This is a genomic window from Pseudomonas reidholzensis (assembly GCF_900536025.1).
Lineage (GTDB): Bacteria > Pseudomonadota > Gammaproteobacteria > Pseudomonadales > Pseudomonadaceae > Aquipseudomonas > Aquipseudomonas reidholzensis.
Genome location: NZ_UNOZ01000019.1, coordinates 195,737 through 221,841, shown reverse-complemented (window position 1 = coordinate 221,841; position 26,105 = coordinate 195,737). Strand labels below are relative to the sequence as shown.

At 65.1% G+C, this 26,105-nt stretch carries 24 protein-coding genes, 2 pseudogenes and 1 riboswitch; of the genes and pseudogenes, 16 read left to right on the top strand and 10 right to left on the bottom strand.

All coding sequences use genetic code 11. The features are described from left to right. Positions 1-645: 645 nt before the first annotated feature. A riboswitch (cobalamin riboswitch) is annotated at positions 646-871 on the top strand. Between the two features lie 95 nt (positions 872-966). The 7 genes from CCOS865_RS14775 to CCOS865_RS14745 all read left to right on the top strand — a co-directional run bounded on the left by CCOS865_RS14775 (position 967) and on the right by CCOS865_RS14745 (position 7,468). Continuing rightward, positions 967-1,152 carry a CbtB domain-containing protein gene (locus tag CCOS865_RS14775; protein ID WP_119142045.1) on the top strand — a complete coding sequence of 62 codons (186 nt, stop codon included), beginning with the start codon at positions 967-969 and terminating at the stop codon, positions 1,150-1,152. A 10-nt stretch (positions 1,153-1,162) separates the two neighbouring features. Next, a complete protein-coding gene (locus CCOS865_RS14770; RefSeq protein ID WP_119142043.1) occupies positions 1,163-1,846 on the top strand; it encodes a CbtA family protein in 684 nt (227 codons plus the stop codon). A gap of 17 nt (positions 1,847-1,863) precedes the next feature. Then, positions 1,864-2,256 (top strand): cobalamin biosynthesis protein, encoded by a 393-nt coding sequence (locus tag CCOS865_RS14765; RefSeq protein ID WP_119142067.1) that lies wholly within the window; start codon positions 1,864-1,866, stop codon positions 2,254-2,256. Positions 2,257-2,287: 31 nt separating this feature from the next. Further along, a complete protein-coding gene (gene cobM / locus CCOS865_RS14760; RefSeq protein WP_119142041.1) occupies positions 2,288-3,040 on the top strand; it encodes a precorrin-4 C(11)-methyltransferase in 753 nt (250 codons plus the stop codon). A 65-nt stretch (positions 3,041-3,105) separates the two neighbouring features. Then, positions 3,106-3,348, top strand: a complete 243-nt coding sequence (locus tag CCOS865_RS14755) for a DUF1272 domain-containing protein (protein WP_119142040.1) — start codon at positions 3,106-3,108, stop codon at positions 3,346-3,348. Between the two features lie 219 nt (positions 3,349-3,567). Beyond that, on the top strand, positions 3,568-4,182 hold the full coding sequence (locus CCOS865_RS14750; protein ID WP_119142038.1) for a response regulator transcription factor: 615 nt from the start codon (positions 3,568-3,570) through the stop codon (positions 4,180-4,182). A gap of 13 nt (positions 4,183-4,195) precedes the next feature. Next, entirely contained in the window at positions 4,196-7,468 is a 3,273-nt protein-coding gene (locus CCOS865_RS14745; protein WP_119142036.1) for a transporter substrate-binding domain-containing protein, read from the top strand. Here the strand turns inward: CCOS865_RS14745 and CCOS865_RS28755 are convergent. The 3 genes and pseudogenes from CCOS865_RS28755 to gntR form a co-directional block, all read right to left on the bottom strand. Then, positions 7,443-7,874: pseudogene (locus tag CCOS865_RS28755) on the bottom strand (methyl-accepting chemotaxis protein); the annotation flags it as partial. The gene CCOS865_RS14745 and the pseudogene CCOS865_RS28755 sit on opposite strands and share 26 nt — an antisense overlap. A gap of 105 nt (positions 7,875-7,979) precedes the next feature. Continuing rightward, positions 7,980-8,699 (bottom strand): annotated as a pseudogene (locus CCOS865_RS28750) (PAS domain-containing protein); the annotation flags it as partial. Between the two features lie 194 nt (positions 8,700-8,893). Next, positions 8,894-9,913 (bottom strand): HTH-type transcriptional regulator GntR, encoded by a 1,020-nt coding sequence (gene gntR / locus CCOS865_RS14735; protein WP_119142032.1) that lies wholly within the window; start codon positions 9,911-9,913, stop codon positions 8,894-8,896. 208 nt (positions 9,914-10,121) lie between these two features. Here gntR and CCOS865_RS14730 point away from each other — a divergent pair, with 208 nt between their 5' ends. From CCOS865_RS14730 to CCOS865_RS14720, 3 genes are all read left to right on the top strand, one after another. Next, positions 10,122-10,661 carry a gluconokinase gene (locus CCOS865_RS14730; RefSeq protein ID WP_119142030.1) on the top strand — a complete coding sequence of 180 codons (540 nt, stop codon included), beginning with the start codon at positions 10,122-10,124 and terminating at the stop codon, positions 10,659-10,661. A gap of 111 nt (positions 10,662-10,772) precedes the next feature. Then, complete coding sequence (locus CCOS865_RS14725) at positions 10,773-12,125, top strand: GntP family permease (protein ID WP_119142028.1); 1,353 nt, start codon at positions 10,773-10,775, stop codon at positions 12,123-12,125. A gap of 200 nt (positions 12,126-12,325) precedes the next feature. Further along, the gene (locus CCOS865_RS14720; RefSeq protein WP_415842664.1) at positions 12,326-12,619 is read left to right on the top strand and encodes a hypothetical protein; all 294 of its coding nucleotides are present in this window, start codon (positions 12,326-12,328) and stop codon (positions 12,617-12,619) included. Between the two features lie 3 nt (positions 12,620-12,622). On the opposite strand, the gene CCOS865_RS14715 is transcribed toward CCOS865_RS14720, so the two are convergent. The 4 genes from CCOS865_RS14715 to CCOS865_RS14700 all read right to left on the bottom strand — a co-directional run bounded on the left by CCOS865_RS14715 (position 12,623) and on the right by CCOS865_RS14700 (position 17,934). Beyond that, positions 12,623-14,059 carry a sigma-54-dependent transcriptional regulator gene (locus tag CCOS865_RS14715; protein WP_119142024.1) on the bottom strand — a complete coding sequence of 479 codons (1,437 nt, stop codon included), beginning with the start codon at positions 14,057-14,059 and terminating at the stop codon, positions 12,623-12,625. Further along, on the bottom strand, positions 14,028-15,521 hold the full coding sequence (locus tag CCOS865_RS14710) for a sensor histidine kinase (protein ID WP_119142022.1): 1,494 nt from the start codon (positions 15,519-15,521) through the stop codon (positions 14,028-14,030). The genes CCOS865_RS14715 and CCOS865_RS14710 overlap by 32 nt, the downstream gene beginning before the upstream one ends. 272 nt (positions 15,522-15,793) lie before the next feature. Beyond that, positions 15,794-17,248 carry an ATP-binding protein gene (locus tag CCOS865_RS14705; RefSeq protein WP_119142020.1) on the bottom strand — a complete coding sequence of 485 codons (1,455 nt, stop codon included), beginning with the start codon at positions 17,246-17,248 and terminating at the stop codon, positions 15,794-15,796. 89 nt (positions 17,249-17,337) lie between these two features. Beyond that, positions 17,338-17,934: a lytic transglycosylase domain-containing protein gene (locus CCOS865_RS14700; protein WP_119142018.1), complete on the bottom strand. Its 597-nt coding sequence runs from the start codon at positions 17,932-17,934 to the stop codon at positions 17,338-17,340. A gap of 184 nt (positions 17,935-18,118) precedes the next feature. Here CCOS865_RS14700 and gspG point away from each other — a divergent pair, with 184 nt between their 5' ends. Both gspG and CCOS865_RS14690 read left to right on the top strand, forming a co-directional pair. Then, entirely contained in the window at positions 18,119-18,544 is a 426-nt protein-coding gene (gspG, locus tag CCOS865_RS14695) for a type II secretion system major pseudopilin GspG (protein ID WP_119142065.1), read from the top strand. 11 nt (positions 18,545-18,555) lie between these two features. Further along, positions 18,556-19,746: a type II secretion system F family protein gene (locus CCOS865_RS14690; RefSeq protein WP_119142017.1), complete on the top strand. Its 1,191-nt coding sequence runs from the start codon at positions 18,556-18,558 to the stop codon at positions 19,744-19,746. A 198-nt stretch (positions 19,747-19,944) separates the two neighbouring features. Here CCOS865_RS14690 and CCOS865_RS14685 read toward each other — a convergent pair whose 3' ends face one another. Both CCOS865_RS14685 and pobA read right to left on the bottom strand, forming a co-directional pair. Beyond that, positions 19,945-20,826 (bottom strand): LysR substrate-binding domain-containing protein, encoded by an 882-nt coding sequence (locus CCOS865_RS14685; protein WP_119142015.1) that lies wholly within the window; start codon positions 20,824-20,826, stop codon positions 19,945-19,947. Between the two features lie 69 nt (positions 20,827-20,895). Next, the gene (gene pobA / locus CCOS865_RS14680) at positions 20,896-22,083 is read right to left on the bottom strand and encodes a 4-hydroxybenzoate 3-monooxygenase (RefSeq protein WP_119142013.1); all 1,188 of its coding nucleotides are present in this window, start codon (positions 22,081-22,083) and stop codon (positions 20,896-20,898) included. Positions 22,084-22,254: 171 nt separating this feature from the next. Between pobA and CCOS865_RS14675 the strand changes: the two genes are divergently transcribed. From CCOS865_RS14675 to CCOS865_RS14660, 3 genes are all read left to right on the top strand, one after another. Then, positions 22,255-23,130 carry a helix-turn-helix domain-containing protein gene (locus CCOS865_RS14675; protein ID WP_119142011.1) on the top strand — a complete coding sequence of 292 codons (876 nt, stop codon included), beginning with the start codon at positions 22,255-22,257 and terminating at the stop codon, positions 23,128-23,130. A 91-nt stretch (positions 23,131-23,221) separates the two neighbouring features. After that, a complete protein-coding gene (locus CCOS865_RS14670) occupies positions 23,222-23,623 on the top strand; it encodes a MerR family transcriptional regulator (RefSeq protein WP_119142009.1) in 402 nt (133 codons plus the stop codon). A 20-nt stretch (positions 23,624-23,643) separates the two neighbouring features. Then, positions 23,644-24,543, top strand: a complete 900-nt coding sequence (locus tag CCOS865_RS14660) for a hydroxymethylglutaryl-CoA lyase (protein WP_119142007.1) — start codon at positions 23,644-23,646, stop codon at positions 24,541-24,543. A gap of 536 nt (positions 24,544-25,079) precedes the next feature. Here the strand turns inward: CCOS865_RS14660 and CCOS865_RS14655 are convergent. Then, positions 25,080-25,610: an MgtC/SapB family protein gene (locus CCOS865_RS14655; protein ID WP_119142005.1), complete on the bottom strand. Its 531-nt coding sequence runs from the start codon at positions 25,608-25,610 to the stop codon at positions 25,080-25,082. A gap of 147 nt (positions 25,611-25,757) precedes the next feature. Here CCOS865_RS14655 and CCOS865_RS14650 point away from each other — a divergent pair, with 147 nt between their 5' ends. Next, a complete protein-coding gene (locus CCOS865_RS14650) occupies positions 25,758-25,997 on the top strand; it encodes a DUF3203 family protein (protein ID WP_119142003.1) in 240 nt (79 codons plus the stop codon). Positions 25,998-26,105: the final 108 nt, after the last annotated feature.

Below are 26,105 nucleotides of genomic sequence, written 5' to 3'. Positions count from 1 at the left end.
CGCGTTCCCGTCTTAGCTCCGGCCAACGCCGGAGAACCTCGAATCGGCAAGGCTACGCAGTGCTTGGCGGGTGGTCAACTGTGGCGTGGGATGTTGAGGCACACTCGGGATCTATGGGGTGCTTGCAGGTGCTAGTGCAGCTTTTCTGGCGCCCCTCGGATTGAGCGAGACCCGCGCGGCGCATCGCGAAGTGCTAGCCACAGGCTTCTCTAGCGCCCTCAAGATCGAGCGCCGCCCGCGCGGCGCTTCGCGGGGCAAGCCCGCTCCCACATTTGTTGCATCGTGCCATGGCCTGAAAGATTGGATTCTTAGCCCTTGTTTGTCCGGCGAAAATCTTGGGTCGCCTCAAATGGCCCACCACCAGCCTTTCGCCTAGCACCAAGGCTGGCAACCTCTCTCTCACAGGCCATGGCGCGTTGCAACAAATGTGGGAGCGGGCTTGCCCCGCGAAGCGCCGCGCGGGCGGCGCTCGATAGTGAGGGCGCTAGAGAAGCTGTGACATGCACCCGCGATGCGCCGCGCGGGCGGCGCTCGTTCTTGAAGGCGCCCGAGAAGCCTGTGGCTAGCACCCTGCAGCACCGCACAAACCCGACGCAACCAGCAAACATCTCGCCTGTCATTGACTGGAAATCCCCCCCGTGATTTGCTAGCGCCCTGCGTTCAGGTGCCCCACACGGGGTGAAACGGGAAACCGGTGCGTCGCAGGCCTTCCTATAAAGGCCCGACAATCCCGGTGCTGCCCCCGCAACGGTAAGCGAGCGAAGCGTCTAGACCACTGTGCCGCGTCGTATGGCATGGGAAGGTGATGCTTTAACAAGGAGCCCTGCTCCTCCTCGTAAGCCCGGAGACCGGCCTGACGCCTGATCAACACCCCGCGGTGGGCGGGCGCTGTCGCATTCCCCTGGGCCCAAGCTGCCCGGGGCTGCCGCGCTTGCCCGTTGCCTACAACAAGCAGAGGAAAGCGTCATGCCTATCACCAGCGCCAAGCACAGCATCGCCACCCCGGCCACCCTCAGTCAGCGCCTGGTCATCGCCGCCGGCGCCAGCCTGCTCGGCCTGTGCCTGATCTACTTCGCCGGTTTCTCGCACATCGAGGCCGTGCACAACGCCGCCCACGATACCCGCCACAGCGCCGCCTTCCCCTGCCACTGAGTACGCCCGCATGATCAAGCGCATTGCCCGCACCGCGGGCTTCAGCGGCCTGCTGGCCGCTCTTCTGCTGACCCTGCTGCAAAGCTTCTGGATCAGCCCGTTGATCCTCCAGGCAGAAACCTTCGAAAGCGCAGCCCCGGCCGAGCAGCATGAACACGCCGCAGGCGTCGCCCATGAGCACAGCGCCGAAGCCTGGGCCCCGGAAGACGGCTGGCAGCGTGTGCTGTCGACCACCGGCGGCAACCTGGTGGTGGCGGTCGGCTTCGCCCTGATCCTCGCCGCACTGTACAGCCTGCGTGAGCCGAGCCGGGTCAGCACCGGCGCACTGTGGGGCCTCGGCGGTTTCGCGGTGTTCTGCCTGGCACCCACGCTGGGCCTGCCACCTGAGTTGCCAGGGACGGCCGCGGCCGACCTCGGCCAGCGCCAGACCTGGTGGATCGGCACCGCTGCCGCCACCGCCACCGGCCTGGCACTGCTGGTGTTCGCCCAGCACTGGCTGCTCAAAGTGCTCGGCGTGGCGCTGCTGGTACTGCCCCACGTGATCGGCGCGCCGCAACCGCAGGTCCATGAAAGCCTGGCTCCCGAGGCGCTGGAAACCCAGTTCAAGATCGCCTCGTGGCTGACCAACGCGGCGTTCTGGGTGGCCCTCGGCCTGCTCAGCGCCTGGCTGTTCCGCCGCTCGCGCCAGGCCTGATGCAGCCAGGAGCTGCCCTGCCGGCGCTGTATGCCGGCTTTGGCTGCCGCCGGGGTTGTCCCGCCGACACCCTGGAGGCGCTGCTGCGCCAAGCCCTGGATACCCTCGGCCTGCCGCTGAGCGCCATTGCCGGCATCGCCAGCATCGAACTGAAAGCCGACGAGGCGGGCCTGCATGAGCTGGCCGACCGACTCGCGCGGCCTCTACAGCTGTTCAGCCCCGCCCAGTTGCAGCCCTTCGAGCCCCTGCTCAGCCACCGCTCTGCCACCGCCTTTGCCCACAGCGGGTGCTGGGGCGTGGCCGAGAGCACGGCGCTGGCCCTGGCCTACCAGGCGCAGGGCACGGCGCTGCTGCTGCTCCCGCGCCTGACGCTCGGCCCGGCTACACTCGCGCTGGCCTGTAGCCGATAATCACCTCTATATTTTTTGCAAGGATTCCCCCATGACGGTCTACTTCATCGGTGCCGGCCCCGGCGACCCGGAACTGATCACAGTCAAGGGCCAGCGCCTGATCCGCCAGTGCCCAGTGATCATCTATGCCGGCTCCCTGGTGCCCGCCGCCGTGCTCGAAGGGCACAGCGCCGAGACCGTGATCAACAGCGCCGAACTGCACCTGGAACAGATCATCGCGGCCATCCGCAGCGCGCATGACAAAGGCCAGGACGTGGCCCGGGTGCACAGCGGCGACCCCAGCCTGTACGGCGCCATCGGCGAGCAGATCCGCCACCTGCGCGCACTGGGTATCGACTACCAGATCATCCCCGGGGTAACCGCCACCGCCGCCAGTGCGGCGCTGCTCGGTTGCGAGCTGACCCTGCCCGGGATCGCCCAGACGGTGATCCTCACGCGTTACGGCGACAGCTCGCCGATGCCGGCCGGCGAACAACTGGCCGACCTTGCCCGGCATGGCAGCACGCTGGCCATCCACCTGGGGGTCAAGCACCTGCCGCGGATCGTCGCCGAGTTGCTCCCGCACTACGGCGGCGACTGCCCGATCGCCGTGGTCCATCGCGCCACCTGGCCGGACCAGGCGTGGGTCAAGGGCACCCTGCAGGACATCGTCGAACAGGTCGCGGCCAAGGACTTCCGGCGTACCGCGTTGATTCTCGTCGGCCATGTACTCGGTGACGCACCCTTCAGCGAGTCGGCGCTGTACCGCGCTGGCCATGCTCACCTGTATCGCCCAGCCGACTGAGGATTGCCAGCTCAGCCAACCCAGAGCAGACTCCGGACACCTTCTCGCGAACCGGAGTCATACCCATGCTGGAACTACGCCCCAATTGCGAATGCTGCGACACCGACCTGCCCGCCGATAGCCCCGACGCAGTGATCTGCTCGTTCGAATGCACCTTCTGTCGCGCCTGCGCCGAGCAGCGGTTGCAGGGCCGCTGCCCGAATTGCGCCGGGCAATTGCAGCCCAGGCCGACCCGCGTCGGCACGGCCTTGGTCAACAACCCTGCCGCCACCCAGCGCAAGGTCAAAGACCACGCCGCCTGCGCCTGAAGCCGCGCCACGGCAGGCCGCGTGGCCTGCCGCGTCCTACTTGATGACCGGTTCTTTTGTAGGACTTTTCAACAGAACCGCCTCGTTTAATCAACAGGTTTATACTCGCCATTACCAAAGGTCGAGAATCGACGTATCTTGCGCGCTGTCCGGTAATCCCTACAGACGCGTTCTTGGGTGATTCAGGAAACGGACCCTATTTCCGACAGGAGTTACCCAATGACAACCGTGCTGATGGTCGACGACCACCCCACCGTGCGCATGGCCGTACGCATGCTGCTCGAACGTGAACGTTTTCAGGTGATCGGTGAAGCCGGCAACGGTATCGAAGCAGTGCAGATGGCCCGCAAGCTGTCCCCCCAGGTGGTCATCCTCGACATCGGCCTGCCAGGCCTGGACGGCATGGAAGTGATCAAGCGCCTGCAACTGCTGGAACCGGCGCCGAAGATCATGGTGCTCACCGGGCAGCCCGCCGACCTCTATGTGCGCCGCTGCCTGGACGCCGGGATCGCCGCATTCGTCAACAAGGACGAAGACCTCGACGCCGTGGTGTTCGCCCTCAAGGCCTTGGTCAAGGGGTACTCGACGTTCCCGCAGATGTCGGTCAACAGCAGCTCGCTGGAGCACGAGAATGTCCGCCTGGGCAGCTTGTCCAACCGCGAGATGGAAGTGCTGCGCCGGCTGGCCCGGGGCGAGGCGAACAAGTTGATCGGCGAACGGATGAACCTCAGCGCCAAGACCATCAGCACCTACCGCGGGCGGATCATGGACAAACTCAAATCCGAGTCGCTGGTGGAAATGGTCGACCTGGCCAAGCGCAACAACGTCAATTGAGCGCCCGGCGGCCATGAAAGGCGCACTCTCGACCCTGCTGGTGATGGCGCTGCTTGGCGCGCCCATGCCGATCCTCGCCGACAGCGAGCCACGCCAGCTGCTGGCGCGCTCGGCCAGTGCCGCCGCGCCGTTGCGCCTCGCCCACAGCGACCGGCAGTGGCTTGACCAGCGCAAGGTCCTGCGCCTGGGCAGTTCGCGCCCCGATTACCCGCCGTTCGAGATCAATATCAGCCAGGCCGACTACGAAGGCCTGAGCGCTGATTATGCCGGGCTGATTGCCGAACAGCTCGGCGTGCCGATTCAGGTCCAGCGTTTTGCCAGCCGTGCAGAGGCGCTGGCTGCCCTGCATGAGGGGCGCATCGACCTGCTCGGCAGCTCCAATGCCTTCGAGGCCGCCGACGCCGAACTGACCCTCAGCCAACCCTATGCCGATGACCTGCCGGTGATCGTCAGCCGCCAGGGGCAAAGCCTGCGCCAGAACGACGACCTGGCGGGCCTGCGCCTGGCCATGGTCGATCACTACCTGCCCGGCGACATGGTCCGGGCCCACTACCCGAAGGCGCAACTGCGCCTGTATCGCTCCACCCTCGGCGGGCTGTCGGCCGTCGCCCTGGGCGAAGCCGATGCCTACCTGGGCGATGCGATCAGCACCGACTACCTGATTGGCAAGAGCTACCAGGGCATGGTCAAGATCGATCATTTTTCATCGGTGGCCAGCGGGACCTTCACCTTCGCCCTGGCACGCGACAACCCGACCCTGCTGCGCCTTCTGAACCAGGCCCTGGCGCGCATCAGCGACAGCGAACGGCTGAACATCCTGCGCCGCTGGACCAGCGGCAACACCAGCCTGCTGCTGGAGCGCCGGGTCAGCGCGCTGACCCCGACGGAGCAGCAGTGGATCGAGCGTCACCCCAAGGTCCGGGTGCTGATCACCCCCTCGCTCGCGCCGCTGACCTTCAACGATGCCCAGCAACGCCCAAGGGGCCTGACCCTCGACCTGCTCAAGCAGATCAGCCTGCGCACCGGGCTCGAGTTCCAGGTCCACGAGGTCGAGGCGGTGCAGGCGATGGTCGAGCAACTGAGCCGCGGTGAGGCGCAGATGATCGGCGCCATCGGCTACGGCGCCGAACGTGCCGAGCGCTTGCACTACAGCCGCCCCTACCTGGTCAGCCCGCGGGTCATGGTGACCCGCGCCGATGCCCCGCCCACGCCCAGCGGGGCGCTGCTCGATGGCCGCAAGGTGGCGGTGATTCGCGGCTCGCCACAGCGCGCCGCGCTGCTGCGCCAGCACCCGCAGGCCAGGCTGGTCGAAGTGGCATCGCCGCTGGGCTTGATGGAAGCCTTGGCCAACGGCGAGGCCGACGTCGCCTTGAGCAGCCATATCAATGCCAGCTACTACATCAATCATGTCTTCCCCAACACGCTGCGCATCGCCGGCCTGTATGGCGAGGAGCCGGCCATGGCCGCGTTCGCCACGGCGCCCGACCAGCCCGAACTGCGCAGCATCCTCGACAAGGCGTTGCTGAGCATCCCCCCCGAAGAGTTGGACCAGTTGGTCAACCGCTGGCGCAGCAGCACGCTGGTCAGTGCCAGCCCCTGGCGTGACTACCGCAGCCTGGCCTTGCAGGTGTTGATCCTGGCCGGGCTGCTGTTGGCCGGCGTGGTGTTCTGGAACAGCTACCTGCGCAAGTTGATCCAGCAGCGCACCGAAGCGCAACGCGCCCTGCAGGCACAACTGATGTTGAGCCGCAGCCTGCTCGAGCAGCTGCGCCTGGCCAAGGACGACGCCGAATACGCCAGCCAGGCCAAGAGCACCTTCCTGGCGACCATGAGCCACGAGATCCGCACGCCCATGAACGCCGTGATCGGCCTGCTCGAACTGGCCCTCGAGGATGGCGGCCGTGGCCTCAGCGACCCCCGCACCCTGCAGACGGCGCACGACTCGGCCATCGGCCTGCTCGAGCTGATCGGTGACATCCTCGACATCTCACGCATCGAGTCGGGCCACATGACCCTGCAACCCGTGCCCACCGACCTGCTCGAGCTGGTGCGGGCGACGGTGCGGGTGTTCCAGGGCAACGCCCGGATCAAGGGCCTGCAATTGCACGCCGAGCTGCCCGAGGGGTCGTTGTGGGCGATGGCCGACCCGCTGCGGCTCAAGCAGGTGCTGTCCAACCTGCTGAGCAACGCGCTCAAGTTCACCGAGCGCGGCGAAGTGCTCGTCAGCCTGGCGCTGACGCCGCAGCCGCCCGCGGGTACGGTCGAAATCAGGCTGTGCGTGCAGGACACCGGCATTGGCATCAGCCCGGCCAACCAGGCGCAGCTGTTCAGTGCCTTTGCCCAGGTCGATGGCCCACGCGCACGCCAGGGCGCGGGGCTCGGGCTGGTGATCAGCCGCACCCTGGCCGAGTTGATGGGCGGCGAGTTGCAGCTGCACAGTGTCGAAGGCGTCGGCACCAAGGTCGCCATCACCCTGGCACTGCCGCCGAGCGCCCCGCCGAGTCGCCGCGAGCCGGCGCCATCAGTGCAGCTCGGCACGGGCGGCCCACTGAACATCCTCGCCGTCGACGACTATCCGGCCAACCTGCTGCTGCTGGAAAAGCAGCTCGGCACCCTCGGCCACCGGGTCACCCTGGCTGCCAATGGCCAGGTCGCCCTGACCCTCTGGCAGGCCGGCCAGTTCGACCTGCTGATTACCGACTGCAGCATGCCGCTGATGGACGGCCACGAGCTCAGCCAGCGCATCCGCGCGATCGAGCAGGCCAGCGGACGCGCGCGCTGCCGGATCCTCGGCGTCACCGCCAATGCACAGGCGGAAGAACGCGAGCGTTGCCTGGCCAGCGGCATGGACGACTGCCTGTTCAAGCCCATCGGCCTGCGCACGCTGCAAGCGCACCTGCCCCAGGCAGCGCTCAGCGATGCGCCGCCAGACGTTGCCCCGAGTGGTTTCGACCTCAACGAGCTGCGCCACTTGACCCAGGATGACGAGAAGCTGATCAAGCGCCTGCTCGAACAACTGGCGCAAAGCGCCTCTGAAGACCTCGACGCCCTCCGCGCCCTGGGCCGCAGCCCCGAAGACAACGCCGTGCGCGCCCTCGCCCACCGGATCAAGGGCGGGGCCAAGATGCTCAAGGTCAGGGGCGTGGTGCGTGACTGCGAGGCGGTCGAGCAGGCGCTCGCCGAGCAGCGCTCCAGCGTCGCCGCGCTTCAGGGCCTGGAGGCGAGCCTGCAGACCCTGCAGCGCGAACTGCGCGCTGGCCTCAGTGCAATTGCAGGGTCGAGCTAATCTGGCTGATCGCGTTGACCACGTGCCGCGAGCCCTGCTGGATTTCCATGATCACCGTGCCCGCCTCGTTGGCCAGCTCGACGCCACGGCCAGTGTGCGACAGGCTCGACTGCATGCTGGCCACTGCGGTCAGCGACAGGTCATGGTTCTGGCGAACCACATCGACGATTTCCAGGGTGGCCTTGCTGGTGCGCGCGGCCAGGTTGCGCACCTCATCGGCAACCACCGCGAAACCTCGGCCATGATCGCCGGCACGCGCGGCTTCGATGGCCGCATTGAGGGCCAGCAGGTTGGTCTGGTCGGCAATGCCACGGATGGTCAGGACGATCTGGCCGATGATCTCCGACTGCTTGCTCACCGCATCGATGTTGCGCGCGGCGTCGTTCAGCTCCTGGGAAATCTGCTCGATCACCTGCACGGTCTGCTGCACCACCTCGCTGCCTTTGCGGGCACAGGCGTCGGTCTGCACCGAGCTGGCGTGGGCGGCGTCGGCGGCGCTTTGCTGGGTGCTGACCTGGGCGGTGATGTCACTGGCGAACTTGACCACCTTGTACAACCGGCCCTTGCTGTCGAAGATGGGGTTGTAGGAGGCCTCCAGGTACACCAGCTGCCCCTGTTTGTTGATCCGCTCGAAGCGGTGCGAGTGGTACTCGCCACGGTTGAGTGAGGCCCAGAACTCCCGGTACTCGGCCGACTCGCGCTCATGCGCCACGCAGAACAGGCCATGGTGGCGCCCGACCACCTCCTCCAGCCGGTAGCCCATGGTCGCCAGGAAGTTCTGGTTGGCCTTGATCACCCGGCCCTGCGGGGTGAATTCGACGACCGCCATGGAACGCCCGATGGCGTTGAGCAGGCTTTCGCTTTCGTGTTCGTCCTTGACCCGCTGGCTGATGTCCGAGGCGACCTTGATCACGCTGGTGACCTGCTGCTGCTCGTTCAGCACCGGCATGTAGCTAGCCTCCAGCCAGACCTCACGACCGGCCTTGTCGACCCGCTCGAAGGTGCCGCTGATCGGCTTGCCCTGGCCCAGCTCTCGCCACAGTTGTTGGTACTCGGGCGTCTTGGTGTAGGCCGGCTCGCAGAACAGTCGATGGTGCTTGCCGCGGATCTCGTCCGCAGTGGCGTAACCCATGGCCTTGCAGAAGTTGTCGTTGGCACCGAGGATGGTGCCATCGGGGGCGAATTCGATCATCGCCATGGAGCGGCTGATCGCCGCCAACTTCGCCTCCATGCCCGCCAGGGCCTGACGGCAGCGCTGGATCTCGACGAGGTCGGACTTGCGATGGTAATCGAACATGACGCCGAGCTCCTTTATGCACGGGATGCCCAGAGCATAGATGGCCGCTGACGCCATGCAAGCCATCTGATATCACTTTCGAATTAGGCCAGCACGGCTTATACCCGGCGCGTCAGGCCGGGTGGGCGTCATGAACTTTGCCGGACCACCAGCTCGAACCCCAGGTCCTGTTGCCCGGCGGCGACCCGCTTGCCATCGAGCATCGCCAGCAGCGCCTGCGCTGCGGCGCGACCGACGGCGGCACGCGGGGTGCGGATAGACGTAAGCGGCGGCACCATGTGCGCCGAGGCCGGCAGGTCGTTGAAGCCGACCATTGCCACCTGGCGCGGCACCTCGATACCTTGGCGCAAGGCCTGCAATACCGCGCCCTGGGCCAGGTCGTCGTTGCAGAAGAAGATCCCGTCGACCTGCGGCGACTGCGCCATCAACTGGCTGAACAGTTCGCCACCGAGGCCGATGGAGGATGGCTGCGGCGCCAGGATTTCCAGCTCCGGCGCCTGCAGGCCCGCCTCGGCCAATGCCTGGCGGAAGCCTTGCGCGCGCTGCATGACCCGTGGGTCGAGCTGCGCGGCAATGAACGCCAGGCGACGCCGGCCGCGGTCGATCAGGTGGCGCGCGGCGGCATGCCCGGCCTGGTGCTGGGAGAAGCCCACCGACACGGCCTCGGCGTCACCGCCCAGCTCCATCATGTGCACGCACGGCACCCGGCTGGCGGTCAGCAACTGGCGGGACGCCTCGCTGCGCTCGAACCCTGTGAGCAACACCCCGCACGGCTGGTAGGCCAGGTAGTTGCGGATGAGGTTTTCTTCTTCGGCGACATCGTAGTGGTAGTTGCCGATCAGCACCTCGAGGCCGCGCGGGCGCATCACCTCATGGATGGCTTCCAGGGTGTCGATGAACAACTGGTTGGACAACGAAGGGATCAACACCACCACCGAGTGGCTGCCGCCCGAAGCCAGCGCGCGTGCCGCCGGGTTGGCGATGTAGCCAAGGGTCGCTGCGGCCGCGAGGACCTTTTCGACCAATTCGGGGGCAACCGTGCTGACCCCGCGCAAGGCGCGCGAGGCGGTGATGGGGGATACGCCGGAGAGCCTGGCGACTTCAGCCAGGGTGGGACGACCAGTGGTGCGCGAGCCTGAGCGGGACATGAATGTTGTAATTTTACTACTTGCCAAGAAAGGGGAACGGCCACTAAGGTAGCGCTGTCCCAGGACACAGGCAACGTAATCTTTGTAGCAAGCCTGTGCCTAGCGGCCATACTGCGTTAGACAAAACCAATAACACCCGGGAAGGTAACGCCAGCGGCGCTTTTTGCCAGCGCCAAGACAGCGCTACCTTACCCCGCAGGAGGTACTGATGAACTCTCCCCTGTCCGCGATTGTGGTAATGGGCGTGGCTGGCTGCGGTAAGAGCAGCATCGGCGCCGCCATTGCTGCGCGAAGCGGCGGCCGGCTGATCGAAGGCGATGCCTTTCACCCCGCCGCCAACATCGAGAAGATGAGCGCTGGCATCCCCCTTGACGATGATGATCGCGCCGGCTGGCTGATCCTCCTGGGCAAAGAGCTGCAGGCCACGCTCACGTCCGGCGAACGCCCGATCCTTACCTGCTCGGCCCTCAAGCGCCGCTACCGCGACGCCTTGCGCCATGCCGTGCCAGACCTGGGCTTCGTGTTTCTCGAGCTCACCCCCGCCGAAGCCGAAAAACGCGTGCTGGCCCGCCCTGGGCACTTCATGCCGGCGAGCCTGATCGAAAGCCAGTTTGCCGCCCTCGAACCGCCGCACGGTGAACCGCTGACCTTGGCGCTGGACGCCACGCGCCCGGTCAAGGCCCTGGCAGAAACGGTCAATGACTGGCTAAAGCCTTGCGGTGAGCGGAGCCTGGCGCAAACCGCCTGAGCGGGCGGTTTTTTCGGCTCACCAAAGACAGCGCTACCCCGACGCCTGTAAACGTTCAAAGTTCAAAAAAGCTCCGCCTAAAAACAAAGACAAGACCGAGGCTCAAGCACCATGTTCGGACTCGCAACTGATACTTTCCTGCTCCTCGATGCCCTGGTGACCATCATCGGGCTGATCCTGCTCATCACCCACTTCAAGGTTCACCCGTTCGTCGCCCTGACCCTCGCCGCGGGCTTTCTTGGCCTGACCTCCGGCATGCCGGTGGCCAAGGTCATGAAGTCGTTCCAGGACGGCTTTGGCGGGGTGCTCGGCTTTGTCGGCATCGTCCTCGCCCTGGGCACCATGCTCGGCAAGCTGATGGCCGACTCCGGCGGTGCCGACCAGATCGCCCAGACCCTGATCCGCGCCTTCGGCAAACAGAAAGTGCACTGGGCCATGATGTTCGCCGCCTTCCTGGTGGGCATTCCGCTGTTCTTCGAAATCGGCTTCGTGCTGCTGATCCCGCTGGTGTTCATCGTCGCCCGGCGCACCGGCGTGTCGCTGGTGAAGATCGGTATCCCGCTGCTGGCCGGGCTGTCGGTGGTGCATGGCCTGGTGCCGCCGCACCCCGGGCCGCTGCTGGCAATCGGCATCTTCCACGCCGACATCGGCAAGACCATCTTCTACGGCCTGCTGGTGGCCCTGCCCACGGCGGTGATCGCCGGCCCGCTGTTCGGTAACTTCATCTCGCGCTACATCCCCGGCAACCCGTCGCAGGAGTTGATGGACCAGATCGCCCGCGAGTCCGACCAGCGCAACCTGCCGAGCTTCAGCGTGACCTTGATCACCGTGCTGCTGCCGGTGGTGCTGATGCTGCTGAAGACCTTCGCCGACGTGGTGCTGCCGGCCGAGCACATCGTGCGCCAGTGGATGGACCTGATCGGCCACCCGATCACCGCCCTGCTGGCCGCGCTGCTGCTGGCCTTCTACACCTTTGGCTCGGCCCGCGGCTTCACCCGCCAGCAGATCATGAAGATGCTCGACCAGAGCCTGGCACCGACCGCCGCGATCGTGCTGATCGTCGGCGCCGGTGGCGGCTTCAAGCAGATGCTGGTGGATACCGGGGTGGGTAACGTGATCGGGCAGATGGCGGTGCAGGCCGAGATCTCGCCGATCATGCTGGCCTGGCTGGTGGCAGCGGTGATCCGTATCGCCACGGGCTCGGCGACGGTGGCGACGATCACCGGCGCCGGCATCGTCGCGCCGGTGATCGACATGGTGCCGGGGGTCAACCGCGAACTGCTGGTGCTGGCCACCGGCGCCGGTTCGTTGATCCTGTCGCACGTCAACGATGCCGGTTTCTGGCTGGTCAAGCAGTACTTCAACATGACCGTGGCCGAGACGTTCAAGACCTGGAGCATGATGGAAACCATCCTCTCGGTGGTGGGGATCATCTTCATCATGCTGTTGGCGCAGGTGGTGTGACCGTTGATCGGGGTGATGGCACCTTGATCAAGGGGGCATGGCCCAACTGAGGTAATGGCCTTATGTACGCTATCGCGGGCAAGCCCGCTCCTACGTTAACCGTGTGCAGCCCGAGACGTAGGGGCGGCGGTTCGAACGGGCTTGCCCCGCGATAGCGGCAGACCAGGCAACCTTCACCTCAAAGCAAATGGAGCCTGCCCATGAAACGCGTCCTCCTGCTCGCCGCCCTGCTCGCCTCGCCCCTGGCGATGGCGGTAGGGACCGGCACCACCCACCCCGATGACCCGCACAACCCGGCGCCGCAACCTGGCGTCGACAGCACCCTCAACCCTATCGAGACGCCAGTGCCGCGAGATACCGACCCGCGTATCGAAGGCAATGACCCGGACAGCCCGCCGGCGGAGCAGAACGACAACCGTGACCTGCCAGGCCTCGACAGCTCTGGCTCGGAAGGTTCTACGACCCAGGGCAACGGTAGCACCAGCAAGCCTTGATGATTACCACTGACGCTTGTCAGGCCGGGTCAGCCCGAGTTTCTCGATCTTGTAGCGCAGCATGTCGCGCGACAGCCCCAGCATCCGCGCCGACTTGGTCACGTTCCAGTCGGTGCGGTCGAGCGTCTTGCAGACCAGGTCGCGCTCCATGTCCGGCAGGCTGGTACCGGCCTCGGGTTCATGATGACGCGGCGGCTCATAAGCGCTCGGCAGCGGCTGCACGGGGTACGTTTGCGGCTCGTCGACCAGCGTCAGGCACAGGTTGAGCTGGTGCGCGCCAATCACCTCGGAAGGGGCCAGCAACACCGTCTGCTCAAGCATGTTGCGCAATTCGCGCACGTTACCCGGCCAGCTGTAACCGAGCATCAATGACTCGGCCTCGGCCGAAAAGCGCAGGTGGGGTTTGCCATAGCGGCGGCCATGATGGGCGAGAAAATGCCGCGCCAGCAGCAGGATGTCCTGGCCGCGGGCATACAGCCTGGGCACCTTGAGGGCGATGATGCGCAGGCGGAAGAACAGGTCGCGGCGAAACTTGCCCTGTTGCACCATCTGCTCGAGGTTGCAGTTGGTCGCGCTGATCACCCGCAAGTCGACCTTGCGCTCCTTCACCGCGCCAATCCGGCGGATGCTGCGGTCTTCCAGCAGCTTGAGCAGCTTGGCCTGGAGCACCAGGTCCATCTCGCCGATTTCGTCGAGGAACAAGGTACCGCCGTCCGCTGCCTCGACCAGGCCAACGCGGCGCTCCTTGGCATCGGTGAAGGCGCCCTTCTCATGCCCGAACAGCTCCGCCTCGAGCAGGTTGGCCGGGATCGACGCGCAGTTGAATTCGATGAACGGCCCCTTGCTGCGCAAGCCGTCGAAATGCAGGGCGCGCGCCACCAGCTCCTTGCCGGTGCCGGTCTCGCCCTCCACCAGCACCGGCGGCAGGTCATCGCTGGCCATTCGCCGTTCGGCGTCGAGCAACTGACGCAAGGTGTGCTTGAGGTTGTGCATCGCCGCCGATTCGCCGATCAACGCCTGCAGCCCGGACTTTTGCGCCTCGCGCTCCTGGTAGAACGACAGCGTGCGTTCCATGCGCTCGGTGGCCAGGGCCTTTTCCAGCATCAACTTGAGCTCGGCCAGCACCACTGGTTTGGTCAGGTAGTGAAACGCGCCCTCCTTCATGGCCAGCACGGCGTCTTCGACGTTGCCGTAGCCGGTCATCATGATCACCTTGAGTTCCGGGGCCTGCGCCACCAACCGGCGCAGCAGGTCATGACCGCTCATGCCCGGCAGCGAGTTGTCGGTCAGCACCGCGTCCGGCTGGGCCCGGCCGATCTGCTCCAGGGCCTGTTCGGCGCTGTGGCAGACCGTCACCTCGAAACCCTTCAGGTTAAGGTAGGTGCGGATATTGTCGGCGAGGATCTCGTCATCCTCGACTACCAGGATGCTGTGCTCCATGGTGCTCTCCCACTGCAATATTGAAGATCAGGCTGACCTGGGTTCCTTCCTCTTCGCGGCTGCTCAGGCTGACCGAGCCGCCAAATCGTTCCATGATGCGCTTGACCAGGACCAGGCCCACGCCCAGCCCGCCCTGCTTGGTGGTGAAGAACGGCTTGAAGACCATCCGCTCCTGTTGCTGGCTCATGCCTTTACCGGTGTCGCTGAGCAGCAGGCGTACCTGCAGCCCTTCCAGTTCGCTGACCTGTGCGCAGAGCCGGCCGCCCTTGGGCATGGCCTCCACGGCATTGGCAAACAGGCTGTTGAGGATCTGCGTCAGTTGCAGCGCCTGGCTGGCGACCCACAGCTGGCTCGGCCCCTCGTAGCTGAACTGCACGCCATTGCGCTCGATCTGCTGGGCAAAGGCCAGCCGGGTGTCTTCGATCACCGCCACCAGCTCGACCGACTCGGCCTCGTCGCTGGTCGGGCGCAGCGACACCAGCAACTCGCGCACCCAGCGCGACATGCGATCGACCTGGCTGATGATGTCGGCGATGTTCTTGCGCGCCGGGTCGTTGGCGATCTCCTGGGCGAGTTCGGCACTGGAGCGGATGTTCGCCAGCGGGTTGCGCAGGCTGTGGGCCACCGCCGAGGACATTTCGCCCAGGGCGACGTAGGTCTCGCTGGCCACCAGGCGCTCCTGCTGGTGCTGCAACAGCCCGGCGGCGCGGCGCACGATCCAGAACAGGCCGAAGTAGATCAGCGCCCCGCCGACCAGGGTCGAAGCCCAGATCAGCACGTAGCCGCGCTGAATACGGCGGATCAGGTCGATCGGCTCCTTGTAGATCTCGACCATCGACAGCACCTGTTCGCCCTGGCTGTCGAACAGCGGGATGTAGTTTTCGATGAACAGGTACTTGGCCTCGCGCTGGAATTGCTGCTCCTCGCGGTTCTCATCGGCCTTGTGGTAGCTGGCCGACACCGGCTTGCGCGAGTGGAAGGCGCGGTCCAGGTCGCCGTCGGCGGCGATGCGCTTGCCGATCAGGCTGGGGTTGGTTGACCAGACGATGGTCCGGTCACGGGCATAGACATTGGCCAGCAAGGTGTCGGGCAAATGCTCGACGTGGTCGAGGAATTCTTCCCGGGTCGACTTGGCCAGCGCCGCAGAGACCTGCAGGTGCTGGTCGTCCAGGCGCGGGTCGAGCAGCTCGCCGAGGGTCGTGCCCGGAGGCAACTGCGAATGGCGCACTTCGGCCTGGGCCATGGCCTGGATGAACTGGGCGGTGAGCATGGCGTCGCGCTCGACGCTGTCACGGACCACGAAGCGCGTGGACACATAGCCCAGGCTGCCGGCCACCGAGGTGATGATCAGCAGGCTGATCAGCGAAAACCAGCGCAGCAGGTTGAACTCGCGCAACGGCACCGCCAGTTCGCTGGTGGGCGCAGAAGGCTTGTCTGGCGCATTGCTTTCCAGCGTCTGCATGGCGTGGTTCCCGCCTGGAGGTCCGAGCTGTTACCACCAGTAGCAAAGTGATATCAGGCTTGGTGAACGGTGGCTGTGGCCGTCATCGTTGACTGTACGCAGCAAGAACTCAGCCAACACCACCGTAAGCCAATAAGCGTTTATTTTTCATATGGTTAAGATTCATACATGAAGTAGTTTCTGTGTTTAGTCCCCACATGCGGGTAACACTCCCCAAAAATAGCCAAATCATTTAATAACAAGGGCTTAGGTAAAGTACCTAAAGCTGTTACTCACTCCCTGACTACCCGGAAACTAAGCGAAACGCGTGTGCCCCTGCCCTTGTAACTGCTCAACCGCACAGAGCCGCCAAAGCGCTCCATGATCCGTTTGACCAACACCAGGCCAACGCCCAAGCCCCCTTGCTTGGTGGTGAAAAAAGGCTGGAAGGCCATGCGCTGCTGTTGCTCGGTCATGCCTTTGCCCGTGTCGGACACTCGCAAGACCAGGTTGCGACGGTCCTTGCGTACCACCTCCACGCGCAGTTCCCCGCCCTGCTCCATCGACTCCAGCGCGTTGGCGATCAGGCTGTGAAAGATCTGCCCGAGCAGCGCCGGCTGCCCCAGCACCCTCACCGCTGGCAGCGGTTTGAGCTCCAGGCTCACGCCGGCGCGCTGCAACGGCGCGGCGAACGCCTGCAAGCTCTCCTGCAGGGCCTGTGGCAGGTCCACCGGCACCGCGTCATCGTTCAGCGGGCGCAGCGATTGCAGCAGCTGGCGCACCCAGTGCGACATGCGGTCGACCTGGCTGATGATTTCGTTGATGTTCTTCTGCGCCGGGCCCTCATCGAACACCTGGGCCAGCTCGGCGCTGGAACGGATGCTGGCCAGCGGGTTGCGCAGGCTGTGCGCCACCGCCGAGGACATTTCGCCGAGGGCCACGTAGGTCTCGTTGCTGATCAGGCGCTTCTGCTGCACCGCCATCACCTTCGAGGCCCGCCGCATGATCCAGTACAGGCCGCCATAGACCAGCCCGGCGCCGACCGCGATGGCCATCCAGATCAGCATCAGGCCATGTTCGATGCGCACGATCAGGTCGTGCGGCTCCTTGTAGATTTCGACCATGGCGGTGACCCGCTCGGCATCGGCGTCGAACAACGGGATGTAGTTTTCGATGAACAGCTGCTGCGGCGGGGTGACGAACTTCTGCTCGGTGCGCGCATCGTCGATGTCGTGGTAACTGGCCGAGACGCGCATCTTGTACTCGAAGGCCCGCTCCAGGTCGTCGTCCGACTCGATCATCTTGCCGGTCAGCGCGGGGTTGCTCGACCAGATCACCGTGCGGTCCGGGGCATAGATATTGGCCAGCAGCACGTCTGGCAAATGGGCGATGTGATCAAGAAACTCGCCGCGCGCCTTGCGCCGGGCGTCCGGGTCGACGTCGGGCATGGCCTGGTCGGTGCGTGGGTCGAGCAGCTCGCCCATGCTGCGCACGTTGGGGATCGCCACGTGGCGCACTTCGGCATCGGCGATCGACTGGATGAACTGGGCAGTCAGCAGCGCATCGCGCTCGACGCTCTCGTCGATGATGAAGCGGCTGGAGATCAGCCCCAGGCCAACGGCCACCGAGACGATGATCGCCAGGCTGACCCAGGCGTACCAGCGCAACAGGTTGAAGGGCCGGCGCGCGGCGCCCGCATCACCGACGCTGGGTACTGCAGGTGTGTCGGAACGGGGGGCGACGTCCATGGCGGACTCCACTGGGCACCTCTAGAGGTTATAGCCCAGAGTTGGGGAAACCTGCGTGACAGTCCCCAGAATTCGCTTCCAGCCTCAGCTCACAGCGGCGAATCGTCCGCCAGCCCCTGCAACTTGCGGTAATCGCGCAGTACGGTCGGCACATAGCGGCGGGTTTCGGCGAACGGCGGCACCACACCCCCGCGACTGCGCACGGCATCGGGGCCGGCGTTGTAGGCGGCCACCGCCAGGGTGATGTCGTTGTCGAAAAGCTTGAGCATGCGCTTGAGGTAGCGCGCCCCACCCTGCACGTTGGCGGACGGGTCGAGGGCATCCTTGACCCCCATTTCCTTGGCTGTGCCCGGCATCAGTTGCATCAGGCCGATGGCGCCCTTGGGCGAACGCGCCTTGGGGTTGTAGCCGGACTCGGCCTTGATCAGCGCATGCAGCAAGGCCGGGGGCACGCCATGCAGGCGGGCGGCCAGGGCCACTTCGTCGGCGTAGGGGCGGCCGGTGATCAACTGCGCGTTGACCGGACCCACGGCCACCGACACCTCGCTGATCACCCGCTCGTACTGCCGACCCGGTCGGTGCACGTTGGAGAGCACGTAGCCGCCCTTGGCATCGATGGAGATGTACACATCGGCCTGGGCGGCGGTCGCCACCAATCCGATCAGTCCCAGGATCATTCCACGCATGTCGGCTGCCTCCCCGTCGCGCCCCCCGATATGGGGGAAATGCCCCGGAAACCCCGGGTTTTACCTCATGACGCAAGCACTGTGCCGCTTGCCATGCCGCATGGCGCAAGGCCCCGAGGCAGACGTGCACGGCAGTTGCATGGCAGTGCTGCAGACCTGCTCACATGCACCGGAGGGCTTTATCATGCAGCGCAGATCCTTCAGCCAACGTGGCTTTACCCTGCTCGAACTGTTGGTGGTGCTGGTGGTGCTCGGCCTGTTGGCCGGCATCGTCGCGCCGAAGTACTTCAGCCAGCTCGGCCGCTCCGAGGCGAAGGTCGCCCGGGCGCAGATCGAAGGCCTGGGCAAGGCCCTGGACCTGTACCGACTCGAGGTCGGCCATTACCCCAACAGCGAGCAGGGCCTGCAGGCGCTGGTCAGCGCGCCGAGCGGCGAGCAGCGCTGGACCGGCCCCTACCTGCAGAAAGCCGTGCCCCAGGACCCTTGGGGGCGGGCCTATATCTACCGGCAACCGGGCGAGAACGGCGGCGAGTACGACCTGCTGTCGATGGGCAAGGACGGCCAGCCCGGTGGCGATGGTGAAAACGCTGAAATCAACAGCTGGCAGTGAGGAGAACGGCGATGCGCTATAGCCTCAAGGTGCTTGGCCGCCAAGGCATCGTGCAACTCCAGGTGGATGCCCAGGACACCGACCAGGCGCGCCGCCAGGTCGAGGCGCAGGGCTTGCGCGTGGTCAGCATCCGCGCCCATGCCGGCCGCCTGTCGGGCCTGCCCTGGCGCCGCGCGCCGACGTTCGACCTGGTGCTGTTCAGCCAGGAGCTGGGCACCCTGCTCAATGCCGGCCTGCCGCTGATCGATGCCCTCGAAAGCCTGGCCGAGAAAGCGCCCAGCGGCCCCTCGCGCAAGGTCCTCGAGCATTTGGTGAGGCAACTTTATGAGGGCCGCTCGCTGTCCCAGGCGCTGGCCCTGCAACCGCGGGTGTTCCCGACCCTGTACGTGGCACTGGTGCAGTCCAGCGAGCGCACCGGCGCGCTCGGCGATGCCCTCGCCCGCTACATCGGCTACCGCCAGCGGCTCGACCTGGTCAGGCAGAAGCTGGTGGGGGCGTCGGTGTACCCGCTGCTGCTGTTGCTGGTCGGCGGCGGCGTGGTGCTGTTTCTGCTGGGCTATGTGGTGCCGCGGTTCAGCCTGGTGTTCGAGGGCATGGGCACGGAGCTGCCGTGGTTGTCCCAGGTGCTGATGCAGATCGGCCTGTTCCTGCATGCGCAGCAGTTGGCCCTGGGGCTGGGCAGTGTCGGCGCGGTGACCGCGCTGGTGCTGTTGCGCAAGCACCCCGCCGTGCACCGCTGGGCCGGGCGCCAGACCCGGCGCTGGCCCGCGCTGCACCAGCGGCTGCTGATGTATGAACTGGCGCGCTTCTACCGGTCGCTGGGGATCTTGCTGCAAGGCGGCATTCCGATCCTCACGGCCATGGGCATGGCCCGCGGGCTGCTCGGCAGCACCGCAGCGCAAGGCCTGGAGCAGGCGAGCCGGCGGGTGGGTGAAGGGCTGCCGTTGTCCGATGCGCTGGAGGCTGGAGCACTGGTGACGCCGGTGTCGCTGCGCTTGATCCGCGCTGGCGAGCAGTCGGGCAACCTGGGCGAGATGCTGGAGCGCTGCGCGGACTTCCATGACCAGGAGATCGGCCGCTGGGTGGAGTGGTTTGTGCGCTTGTTCGAGCCGTTGCTGATGACGTTTATCGGGCTGTTGATCGGCTTGATCGTGATCCTCATGTACATGCCGATCTTCGAGTTGGCGTCCAGTATTCACTGAGGCCTGCGCCGGGGTGTCTGAAACAGGTTCTTGGCACCGCCGCCTAGCCTTGTGGGAGCGGGTTTACCCGCGAAGAGGCCGGCAGCACTACCTCCCTTGTACGGCGAGGGCTTTGCCCTCGTTCGCGGGTAAACCCGCTCCTACAGGATTTGCAGTTTCGATAAATCAATAAGTTAGGTGTTATTTCTCAAAAGAGTCTTAGATCGCGTGCACCACCAGCAACTCGGTCAGCACCTCGGCCAGCGACTTGACCATCACATCCGCCGTAGGCCGGTGGACGATCACGATCTCGTAGCTGTCCACCTCGGGCAGGCCTTGCTGAATGCCCAGCACGCGGTGCTCGCCGGTGGCCGCGCGCGGCGGCAGCAGGCTGATGCCCATGCCATCGGCCACGGCGGCCTGGATGCCGCTGAGGCTGGAGCTGGTAAAGCTGATGCGCCAGCGCCGGCCCATGCCCTCGATGGCGCTGATCATGTCGTCGCGGTACAAGCCGCGTGGCGGAAAGGTCACCAGCGGGATCGGGTCGAGCTCGAACGCCGGCAGCCGCGCGCTGTCGATCCACTGCAAGCGCTCAGGCCAGCAGGCGACCCCTTCGCGGCTGTTCCGCCGCTGCTTGAGCAACACCAGGTCGAGCTCGCCATTGTCGTAGGCCTGGCTGAGGTCACGGCACAGGCCGCTGGTCACTTCGAGCTTTACCTGCGGGTGCCGCCGACTGAAGTCCGACAAGGCATTGGTGGTGCGCCCACCGACGAAATCCTCGGGCACGCCGAGCCTCACCGTGGTGCCGACCATGGCACCCGCGAGGGCTTCGAGCATCTGGTCGTTGAGGGCCAGCATGTGCCGGGCATAGCCGAGCAGGGTCTGCCCGGCGTCGGTCGGCAGCACATCGCGGTTGCCGCGCACCAGCAGGCGGTGGCCGACCATGTCTTCCAGCCGGCGGACCTTCTGGCTGATGGTCGACTGGGTCGAATGCAGGCGGGCCGCCGCCGTGGTGAAGCTGCCGCAATCGGCCACCACGACGATGGCCCGCAACAGATCAAGGTCGAACAGGGCCCTATTCGATTTAACGCTGATGGACATCGTTATATTCAACTTCTAAATAACCAATGTCCCTTCTAGCACGACCTCGGCGTGGCAGCCAGGGCGAAACTACTCGACGGCCTCGTACGGCAGGCCCACGTAGTTTTCGGCAATGTTCAACAGGCCCGCTGGCGAGGTCAGGAAGTACTCCCGATCGGCCTCTTGCATCTTGCGGTCCCAGTCGTCCATCTGGTCACCGAAGTCGTGCAGCAGCTGGGTCATGAACCAGCTGAAGCGCTCGCCCTTCCAGACCCTGCGCAAGGCCAGCGGCGAATACTGCTCGAGCAGGTCGGTGCGCCCCTCGCGGTAGACCTTGAGCAGGATGCGGTACAGGTAATTGACGTCCGAGGCTGCCAGGTTGAGGCCTTTGGCGCCGGTCGGTGGGACGATATGGGCGGCATCGCCGACCAGGAACAGGTGGCCGTACTGCATCGGTTCGACGACCAGGCTGCGCAGCGGCGCAATGCTTTTTTCCAGGGACGGGCCGGTGACCAGGTCGCGCGCCACCGCTTCAGGCAGACGCGCCTTCAGCTCCGTCCAGAAACGCTCGTCACTCCAGGCTTCGACCCGATCTTCCAGCGGCACTTGCACGTAGTAGCGGCTGCGGGTCTCGGAGCGCTGGCTGCACAGGGCAAAGCCACGCGCGTGGTTGGCGTAGATCAGCTCATGGTTGACCGGCGGCGTGTCGGACAGCAGGCCGAGCCAGCCGAAGGGATAGACCCGCTCGTACTCCTTGAGCACACCCTCTGGAATGCTCTGGCGCGAGACCCCGTGAAAACCATCGCAACCGGCAATGTAGTCGCAGTCGACCCGGTGCAGCTGGCCGTCTTTCTCGAACGTGAGGTACGGGCGCTCGCCCTTGAGTTCGTGCGGCTGAACGTTGCTGGCCGAGTAGATGATCGGCGCACCGGCGGCCTCACGCGCCTGCATGAGGTCGCGGGTGACTTCGGTCTGGCCGTAGACCATGACCGTTTTGCCACCGGTCAGTGCCTTGAGGTCGAGGCGCTGGCGGCGGCCGCCGAGCACCAGCTCGACGCCCTCGTGGACCAAGCCTTCGCGGTCCATGCGCGCGCCGACACCGGCCTCGCGCAGCAGGTCGACGGTGCCCTGCTCGAGGACCCCGGCACGGATGCGCCCGAGTACGTATTCCGGGGTCTGGCGCTCGACGATCAGCGTCTGGATACCCGCGTTGTGCAGCAACTGACCGAGCAGCAGGCCAGACGGACCTGCGCCGATGATGGCAACCTGAGTGTTCATTGTTGTTATCTCTTTATGTCGATGCCGAGCCGCTACTGGCAGCGCTCGTGCATCTGCTATTAGGGTTTGCCCTTGCATTTTTACTGGCAAAAACCGCGCAGAAAGTGTGATATCCAATAGATAAACTGCACTTTTGCAAATTTCGTTCGATTACCGAACAGGGACGCACCGATGAAATCCACGCTTTCCGGCGTGCCGCTGTTCCAGCTCTACGGCGAAAACCAGGCGTGGCCCGGCACCGATCTGCTGCACTGCGAGTCGATCCCTGCGCGCAGCCGCCTGCACCATTGGGAAATCAAGCCGCACCGGCATGCCGACCTGTTCCAGTTGCTGTATGTGCAGCGCGGCCAGGCGCTGGTGGAAATCGAGGGGACGCGCACGGAGATTGGCCAAGCCGCGCTGCAGGTGGTCCCGCCGTTGACGGTGCACGGCTTTCGCTTCAGCGCCGACATCCAGGGCCATGTGCTGACCTTTGGCCCGGCCCTGGTGGCCGACCTCGAACAGCGCCTCGGTGCGCCACTGGCGGTGCTGGCCTCGGCCGCGTGCTACCCGCTGGGCAAGGACCGCCAGCGCTTGCACGGCCTGATCGATACCCTGCAGCAGGAATACCAGGGCCACGCCCCGGCGCGCTCAGCCATGCTCCAGGCCCTGGTCACCGCCCTGATGGTGTGGATCAGCCGCCAGCAGCTGGGCCAGCCCCCACGCAACCGCGACGAGCGTGACCGGCAACTGCTCGGCCAGTACCTGCGGCTGGTCGAGGCGCATTACCGCGAGCACCTGTCAGTCGACACCTTTGCCAGCCGCCTCGGTATTTCCAGCCTGCAGCTCAATCAACTGTGCCGCGAACTCGCCGGGCAGACGGCGTTACAGGTGGTACACCAGCGCCTGCTGCTCGAGGCGCGGCGCAACCTGATCTACACGCGCATGAGCATCAGCCAGTTGTCGGACAGCCTGGGCTTCAGCGACCCGACGTATTTCGCCAGGTTCTTCAAGCGCCTGACCGGGCAGACCGCCAATGGCTACCGGCGCTCCTCGGCGCAGCCCTGAGGAGTAGCGTCGGCACCAAGAGACTGCTTGACGTATACGTCAAGCCGGCTTTAGGTTAGCGCTATTCCTGTCCCCGAGCCCGAGCCCGAGCATGAGCAGCCAGACCTACAGCATCTCCGACCTGTCCCGCGAGTTGGACATCACCACCCGCGCCATCCGCTTCTATGAGGAGCAGGGTTTGCTCAGCCCCGAGCGGCGTGGCCTGGAGCGCATCTATACGGCGCGCGACAAGGTGACCCTCAAGCTCATCCTGCGCGGCAAGCGGATTGGCTTCTCGCTGGCCGAGTGCCGCGAGCTGATCGGCCTGTACGACCCCAGCGGGGGCAATTTCAAGCAGCTCAACAGCATGCTCGCGAAGATCGCCGAGCGCCGCGCCCAGCTCGAACAGCAGATGCTCGACATCCAGCAGATGCACCTGGAGCTGGACACCGCCCAGGAGCGCTGCGAGCACGCCCTGGCCGCCACCCAGGATTCGCCCAACGCCACCCCTTGATCCGCCACAGGAACCGCGCCATGTCCCTACCCCACCACGTCCGCCTGGTCGAAGTCGGCCCGCGCGACGGCCTGCAGAATGAAGCCCAGCCGATCAGTGTCGCCGACAAGGTGCGGCTGGTCGACGACCTCACCGAGGCCGGCCTTTCGTACATCGAAGTGGGCAGCTTCGTCTCACCCAAATGGGTCCCGCAGATGGCGGGCTCGGCCGAGGTGTTCAGCGCCATTGGCCAGCGCCCGGGTGTTACCTATGCGGCCCTGGCGCCCAACCTGCGCGGCTTCGAGGACGCCCTGGCGGCCGGGGTCAAGGAAGTTGCGGTGTTCGCCGCGGCGACCGAGGCCTTCTCCCAGCGCAACATCAATTGCTCGGTCAGCGACAGCCTCAAGCGCTTCGAGCCGATCATGGAGGCCGCGCGCAGCCAGGGCGTGCAGGTACGCGGTTACGTCTCCTGCGTGCTCGGCTGCCCGTATGAGGGCGCAGTCCGCGCCGAGCAGGTGGCTCCCGTGGCCAAGGCGCTGCACGACATGGGCTGCTACGAGGTGTCACTGGGTGACACGATCGGCACAGGTACCGCGGGTGACACCCGCCGGCTGTTCGAAGTGGTCGCGCAGCAGGTGCCGCGCGCACAGTTGGCGGGGCACTTCCATGACACCTACGGCCAGGCCCTGGCCAACGTCTACGCCAGCCTGCTCGAGGGTATCCAGGTGTTCGACAGTTCGGTGGCCGGCCTGGGTGGCTGCCCGTACGCCAAGGGCGCGACCGGCAATATCGCCACCGAGGACGTGCTCTACCTGCTGCAGGGCCTGGGTATCGAGACCGGCATCGACCTCGACCGGCTGATCGCCGCCGGCCAGCGCATCAGCCAGGTGCTGGGCCGGGCCAATGGCTCGCGGGTCGCCCGGGCACGCAGCGCACAATGAGTCACACTAATGTCATCAATGTGTGGGGCTGGTGTTACCGCCCCCACAGTTACCAGCGATAAATCGGGTAACACGGAAACATTTCGACAGATTCTCCGGTCTGGGATTTCCCTGCAAAAACGTCAAAGCCTTGATTTATAAGGCTTTTAAAAAGTTGGCACGGCATCTGCTTTATCTCTGGCATAACAAGAACAAAAACGTGATACCCAATAAGAACAACAGATAGCGGCTCTGACATAACAAGAACAACACGGCAGAGGCGTAGCAAGCAGATTTTTTTGGAGTAGACATGCCTTCCTGGGGGACTACCCCCGCGGCCTGACACAGAACAACAAAACTACCTTCAGGTAGCCACAGTCAGCGTCGGATCAGCAATGATGAATGCAGGTAAGCGCTCAAAAAAATACGGTTGCTCTTGACCCCGGATGGGGGTTGCTCGCGACACCTGAGGCAAGCCTACAAAAACAACAAAAGGCCAGTCTCCAATAATAAAAAAAGAGCAGGCAGCAACGATTTGAGGGGAGCTTCGGCTCCCCTCAGTGCTTCTCGCTCCCCTCCTCCCGCGTCTTCTGTTCATTCTCCCCTTCGACCTTGTCCACCAGCATCGGCATCGTGGCCAGCACCAGCAGCGCCATCACCGTGCTGATCAGCGCCGTCGCCTCGCGTCCCATGCCGGCTGCCGTGCCGATGGCCGCGGTCATCCACAGCCCAGCCGCAGTGGTCAGCCCCTTGACGTGGCTAGGGTCCTTGCCGTTCCCCTTGAGGATGGTGCCCGCACCGAGAAACCCGATCCCGGCGACGATGCCCTGGATGACCCGGCTCAGCGCCTGCTCATCGGCACCGGCCATGCTCGGTGCGAGAACGAACAACGCCGCGCCGAGCGAGACCAGCATGTGCGTGCGCACGCCCGCCGACTTGCCCTTGTGTTCCCGCTCGAAGCCCAGCACGGCACCCAACACCGCGGCCATCAACAGGCGCACCAGGATCCGGGTGACTTCTTGTTCATTGGTGACATCGGCAAACTCGGCTTGCACAGTGCGCCAGACGGTATTCCACCAGGTGTCCATCGGGCCGCTCCTCTTGGGCTAGTAAAGGGTTGACCGCGTATCGGCTGCGCGAGTGCCGTGCTGCGCCGCGATAAAGGCAGAACCGCCAATGCAGCAACCTTCCCCGGCGCGCGGTCACAGTCAATGAGCCCCAAGGAGCCTCCCACCATGCCCATTGAAATTGACGAGAGCACCCGCCACTGCACCCTGATCGGCGACCAGGTACGCATCCAGGGCACCGGCCCGGAAGTCGAGATCTTCACCGACGAGCAACTGCGCATGTCCGTGGCGGTGCTCTCGGGCGAGCGCATTCCGATCACCGAAGCCGAAGCCGATGCGCTGACGGTCATCGGTGCGGTGGATAGCCGCAGGCATCTGAAGACCAGTGAGCCAGGCTCAGTAATCTAGAGGCCTGACGCACCGTCGAGGTAAATCTGATACGGTTTTTATCGCTGTAGCTGAGTCTGTGCTACAAACAGATCCAGGGCCATAGTCCCCGGGTCTGATCGAGCCTGA

What these genes read in the sequence shown, in the direction of transcription:
- CCOS865_RS14730 (WP_119142030.1), top strand. Translation starts at nt 10,122, where the DNA reads ATGAACTCTCCCCTGTCCGCGATTGTGGTAATGGGCGTGGCTGGCTGC.
- CCOS865_RS14670 (WP_119142009.1), top strand. Translation starts at nt 23,222, where the DNA reads ATGAGCAGCCAGACCTACAGCATCTCCGACCTGTCCCGCGAGTTGGAC.
- CCOS865_RS14710 (WP_119142022.1), bottom strand. Translation starts at nt 15,521, where the DNA reads ATGCAGACGCTGGAAAGCAATGCGCCAGACAAGCCTTCTGCGCCCACC.
- CCOS865_RS14660 (WP_119142007.1), top strand. Translation starts at nt 23,644, where the DNA reads ATGTCCCTACCCCACCACGTCCGCCTGGTCGAAGTCGGCCCGCGCGAC.
- CCOS865_RS14770 (WP_119142043.1), top strand. Translation starts at nt 1,163, where the DNA reads ATGATCAAGCGCATTGCCCGCACCGCGGGCTTCAGCGGCCTGCTGGCC.
- CCOS865_RS14755 (WP_119142040.1), top strand. Translation starts at nt 3,106, where the DNA reads ATGCTGGAACTACGCCCCAATTGCGAATGCTGCGACACCGACCTGCCC.
- CCOS865_RS14700 (WP_119142018.1), bottom strand. Translation starts at nt 17,934, where the DNA reads ATGCGTGGAATGATCCTGGGACTGATCGGATTGGTGGCGACCGCCGCC.
- CCOS865_RS14750 (WP_119142038.1), top strand. Translation starts at nt 3,568, where the DNA reads ATGACAACCGTGCTGATGGTCGACGACCACCCCACCGTGCGCATGGCC.
- CCOS865_RS14745 (WP_119142036.1), top strand. Translation starts at nt 4,196, where the DNA reads ATGAAAGGCGCACTCTCGACCCTGCTGGTGATGGCGCTGCTTGGCGCG.
- CCOS865_RS14725 (WP_119142028.1), top strand. Translation starts at nt 10,773, where the DNA reads ATGTTCGGACTCGCAACTGATACTTTCCTGCTCCTCGATGCCCTGGTG.
- pobA (WP_119142013.1), bottom strand. Translation starts at nt 22,083, where the DNA reads ATGAACACTCAGGTTGCCATCATCGGCGCAGGTCCGTCTGGCCTGCTG.
- cobM (WP_119142041.1), top strand. Translation starts at nt 2,288, where the DNA reads ATGACGGTCTACTTCATCGGTGCCGGCCCCGGCGACCCGGAACTGATC.
- CCOS865_RS14690 (WP_119142017.1), top strand. Translation starts at nt 18,556, where the DNA reads ATGCGCTATAGCCTCAAGGTGCTTGGCCGCCAAGGCATCGTGCAACTC.
- gntR (WP_119142032.1), bottom strand. Translation starts at nt 9,913, where the DNA reads ATGTCCCGCTCAGGCTCGCGCACCACTGGTCGTCCCACCCTGGCTGAA.
- CCOS865_RS14715 (WP_119142024.1), bottom strand. Translation starts at nt 14,059, where the DNA reads ATGGAGCACAGCATCCTGGTAGTCGAGGATGACGAGATCCTCGCCGAC.
- CCOS865_RS14705 (WP_119142020.1), bottom strand. Translation starts at nt 17,248, where the DNA reads ATGGACGTCGCCCCCCGTTCCGACACACCTGCAGTACCCAGCGTCGGT.
- CCOS865_RS14775 (WP_119142045.1), top strand. Translation starts at nt 967, where the DNA reads ATGCCTATCACCAGCGCCAAGCACAGCATCGCCACCCCGGCCACCCTC.
- CCOS865_RS14650 (WP_119142003.1), top strand. Translation starts at nt 25,758, where the DNA reads ATGCCCATTGAAATTGACGAGAGCACCCGCCACTGCACCCTGATCGGC.
- gspG (WP_119142065.1), top strand. Translation starts at nt 18,119, where the DNA reads ATGCAGCGCAGATCCTTCAGCCAACGTGGCTTTACCCTGCTCGAACTG.
- CCOS865_RS14685 (WP_119142015.1), bottom strand. Translation starts at nt 20,826, where the DNA reads ATGTCCATCAGCGTTAAATCGAATAGGGCCCTGTTCGACCTTGATCTG.
- CCOS865_RS14655 (WP_119142005.1), bottom strand. Translation starts at nt 25,610, where the DNA reads ATGGACACCTGGTGGAATACCGTCTGGCGCACTGTGCAAGCCGAGTTT.
- CCOS865_RS14675 (WP_119142011.1), top strand. Translation starts at nt 22,255, where the DNA reads ATGAAATCCACGCTTTCCGGCGTGCCGCTGTTCCAGCTCTACGGCGAA.
- CCOS865_RS14720 (WP_415842664.1), top strand. Translation starts at nt 12,326, where the DNA reads ATGAAACGCGTCCTCCTGCTCGCCGCCCTGCTCGCCTCGCCCCTGGCG.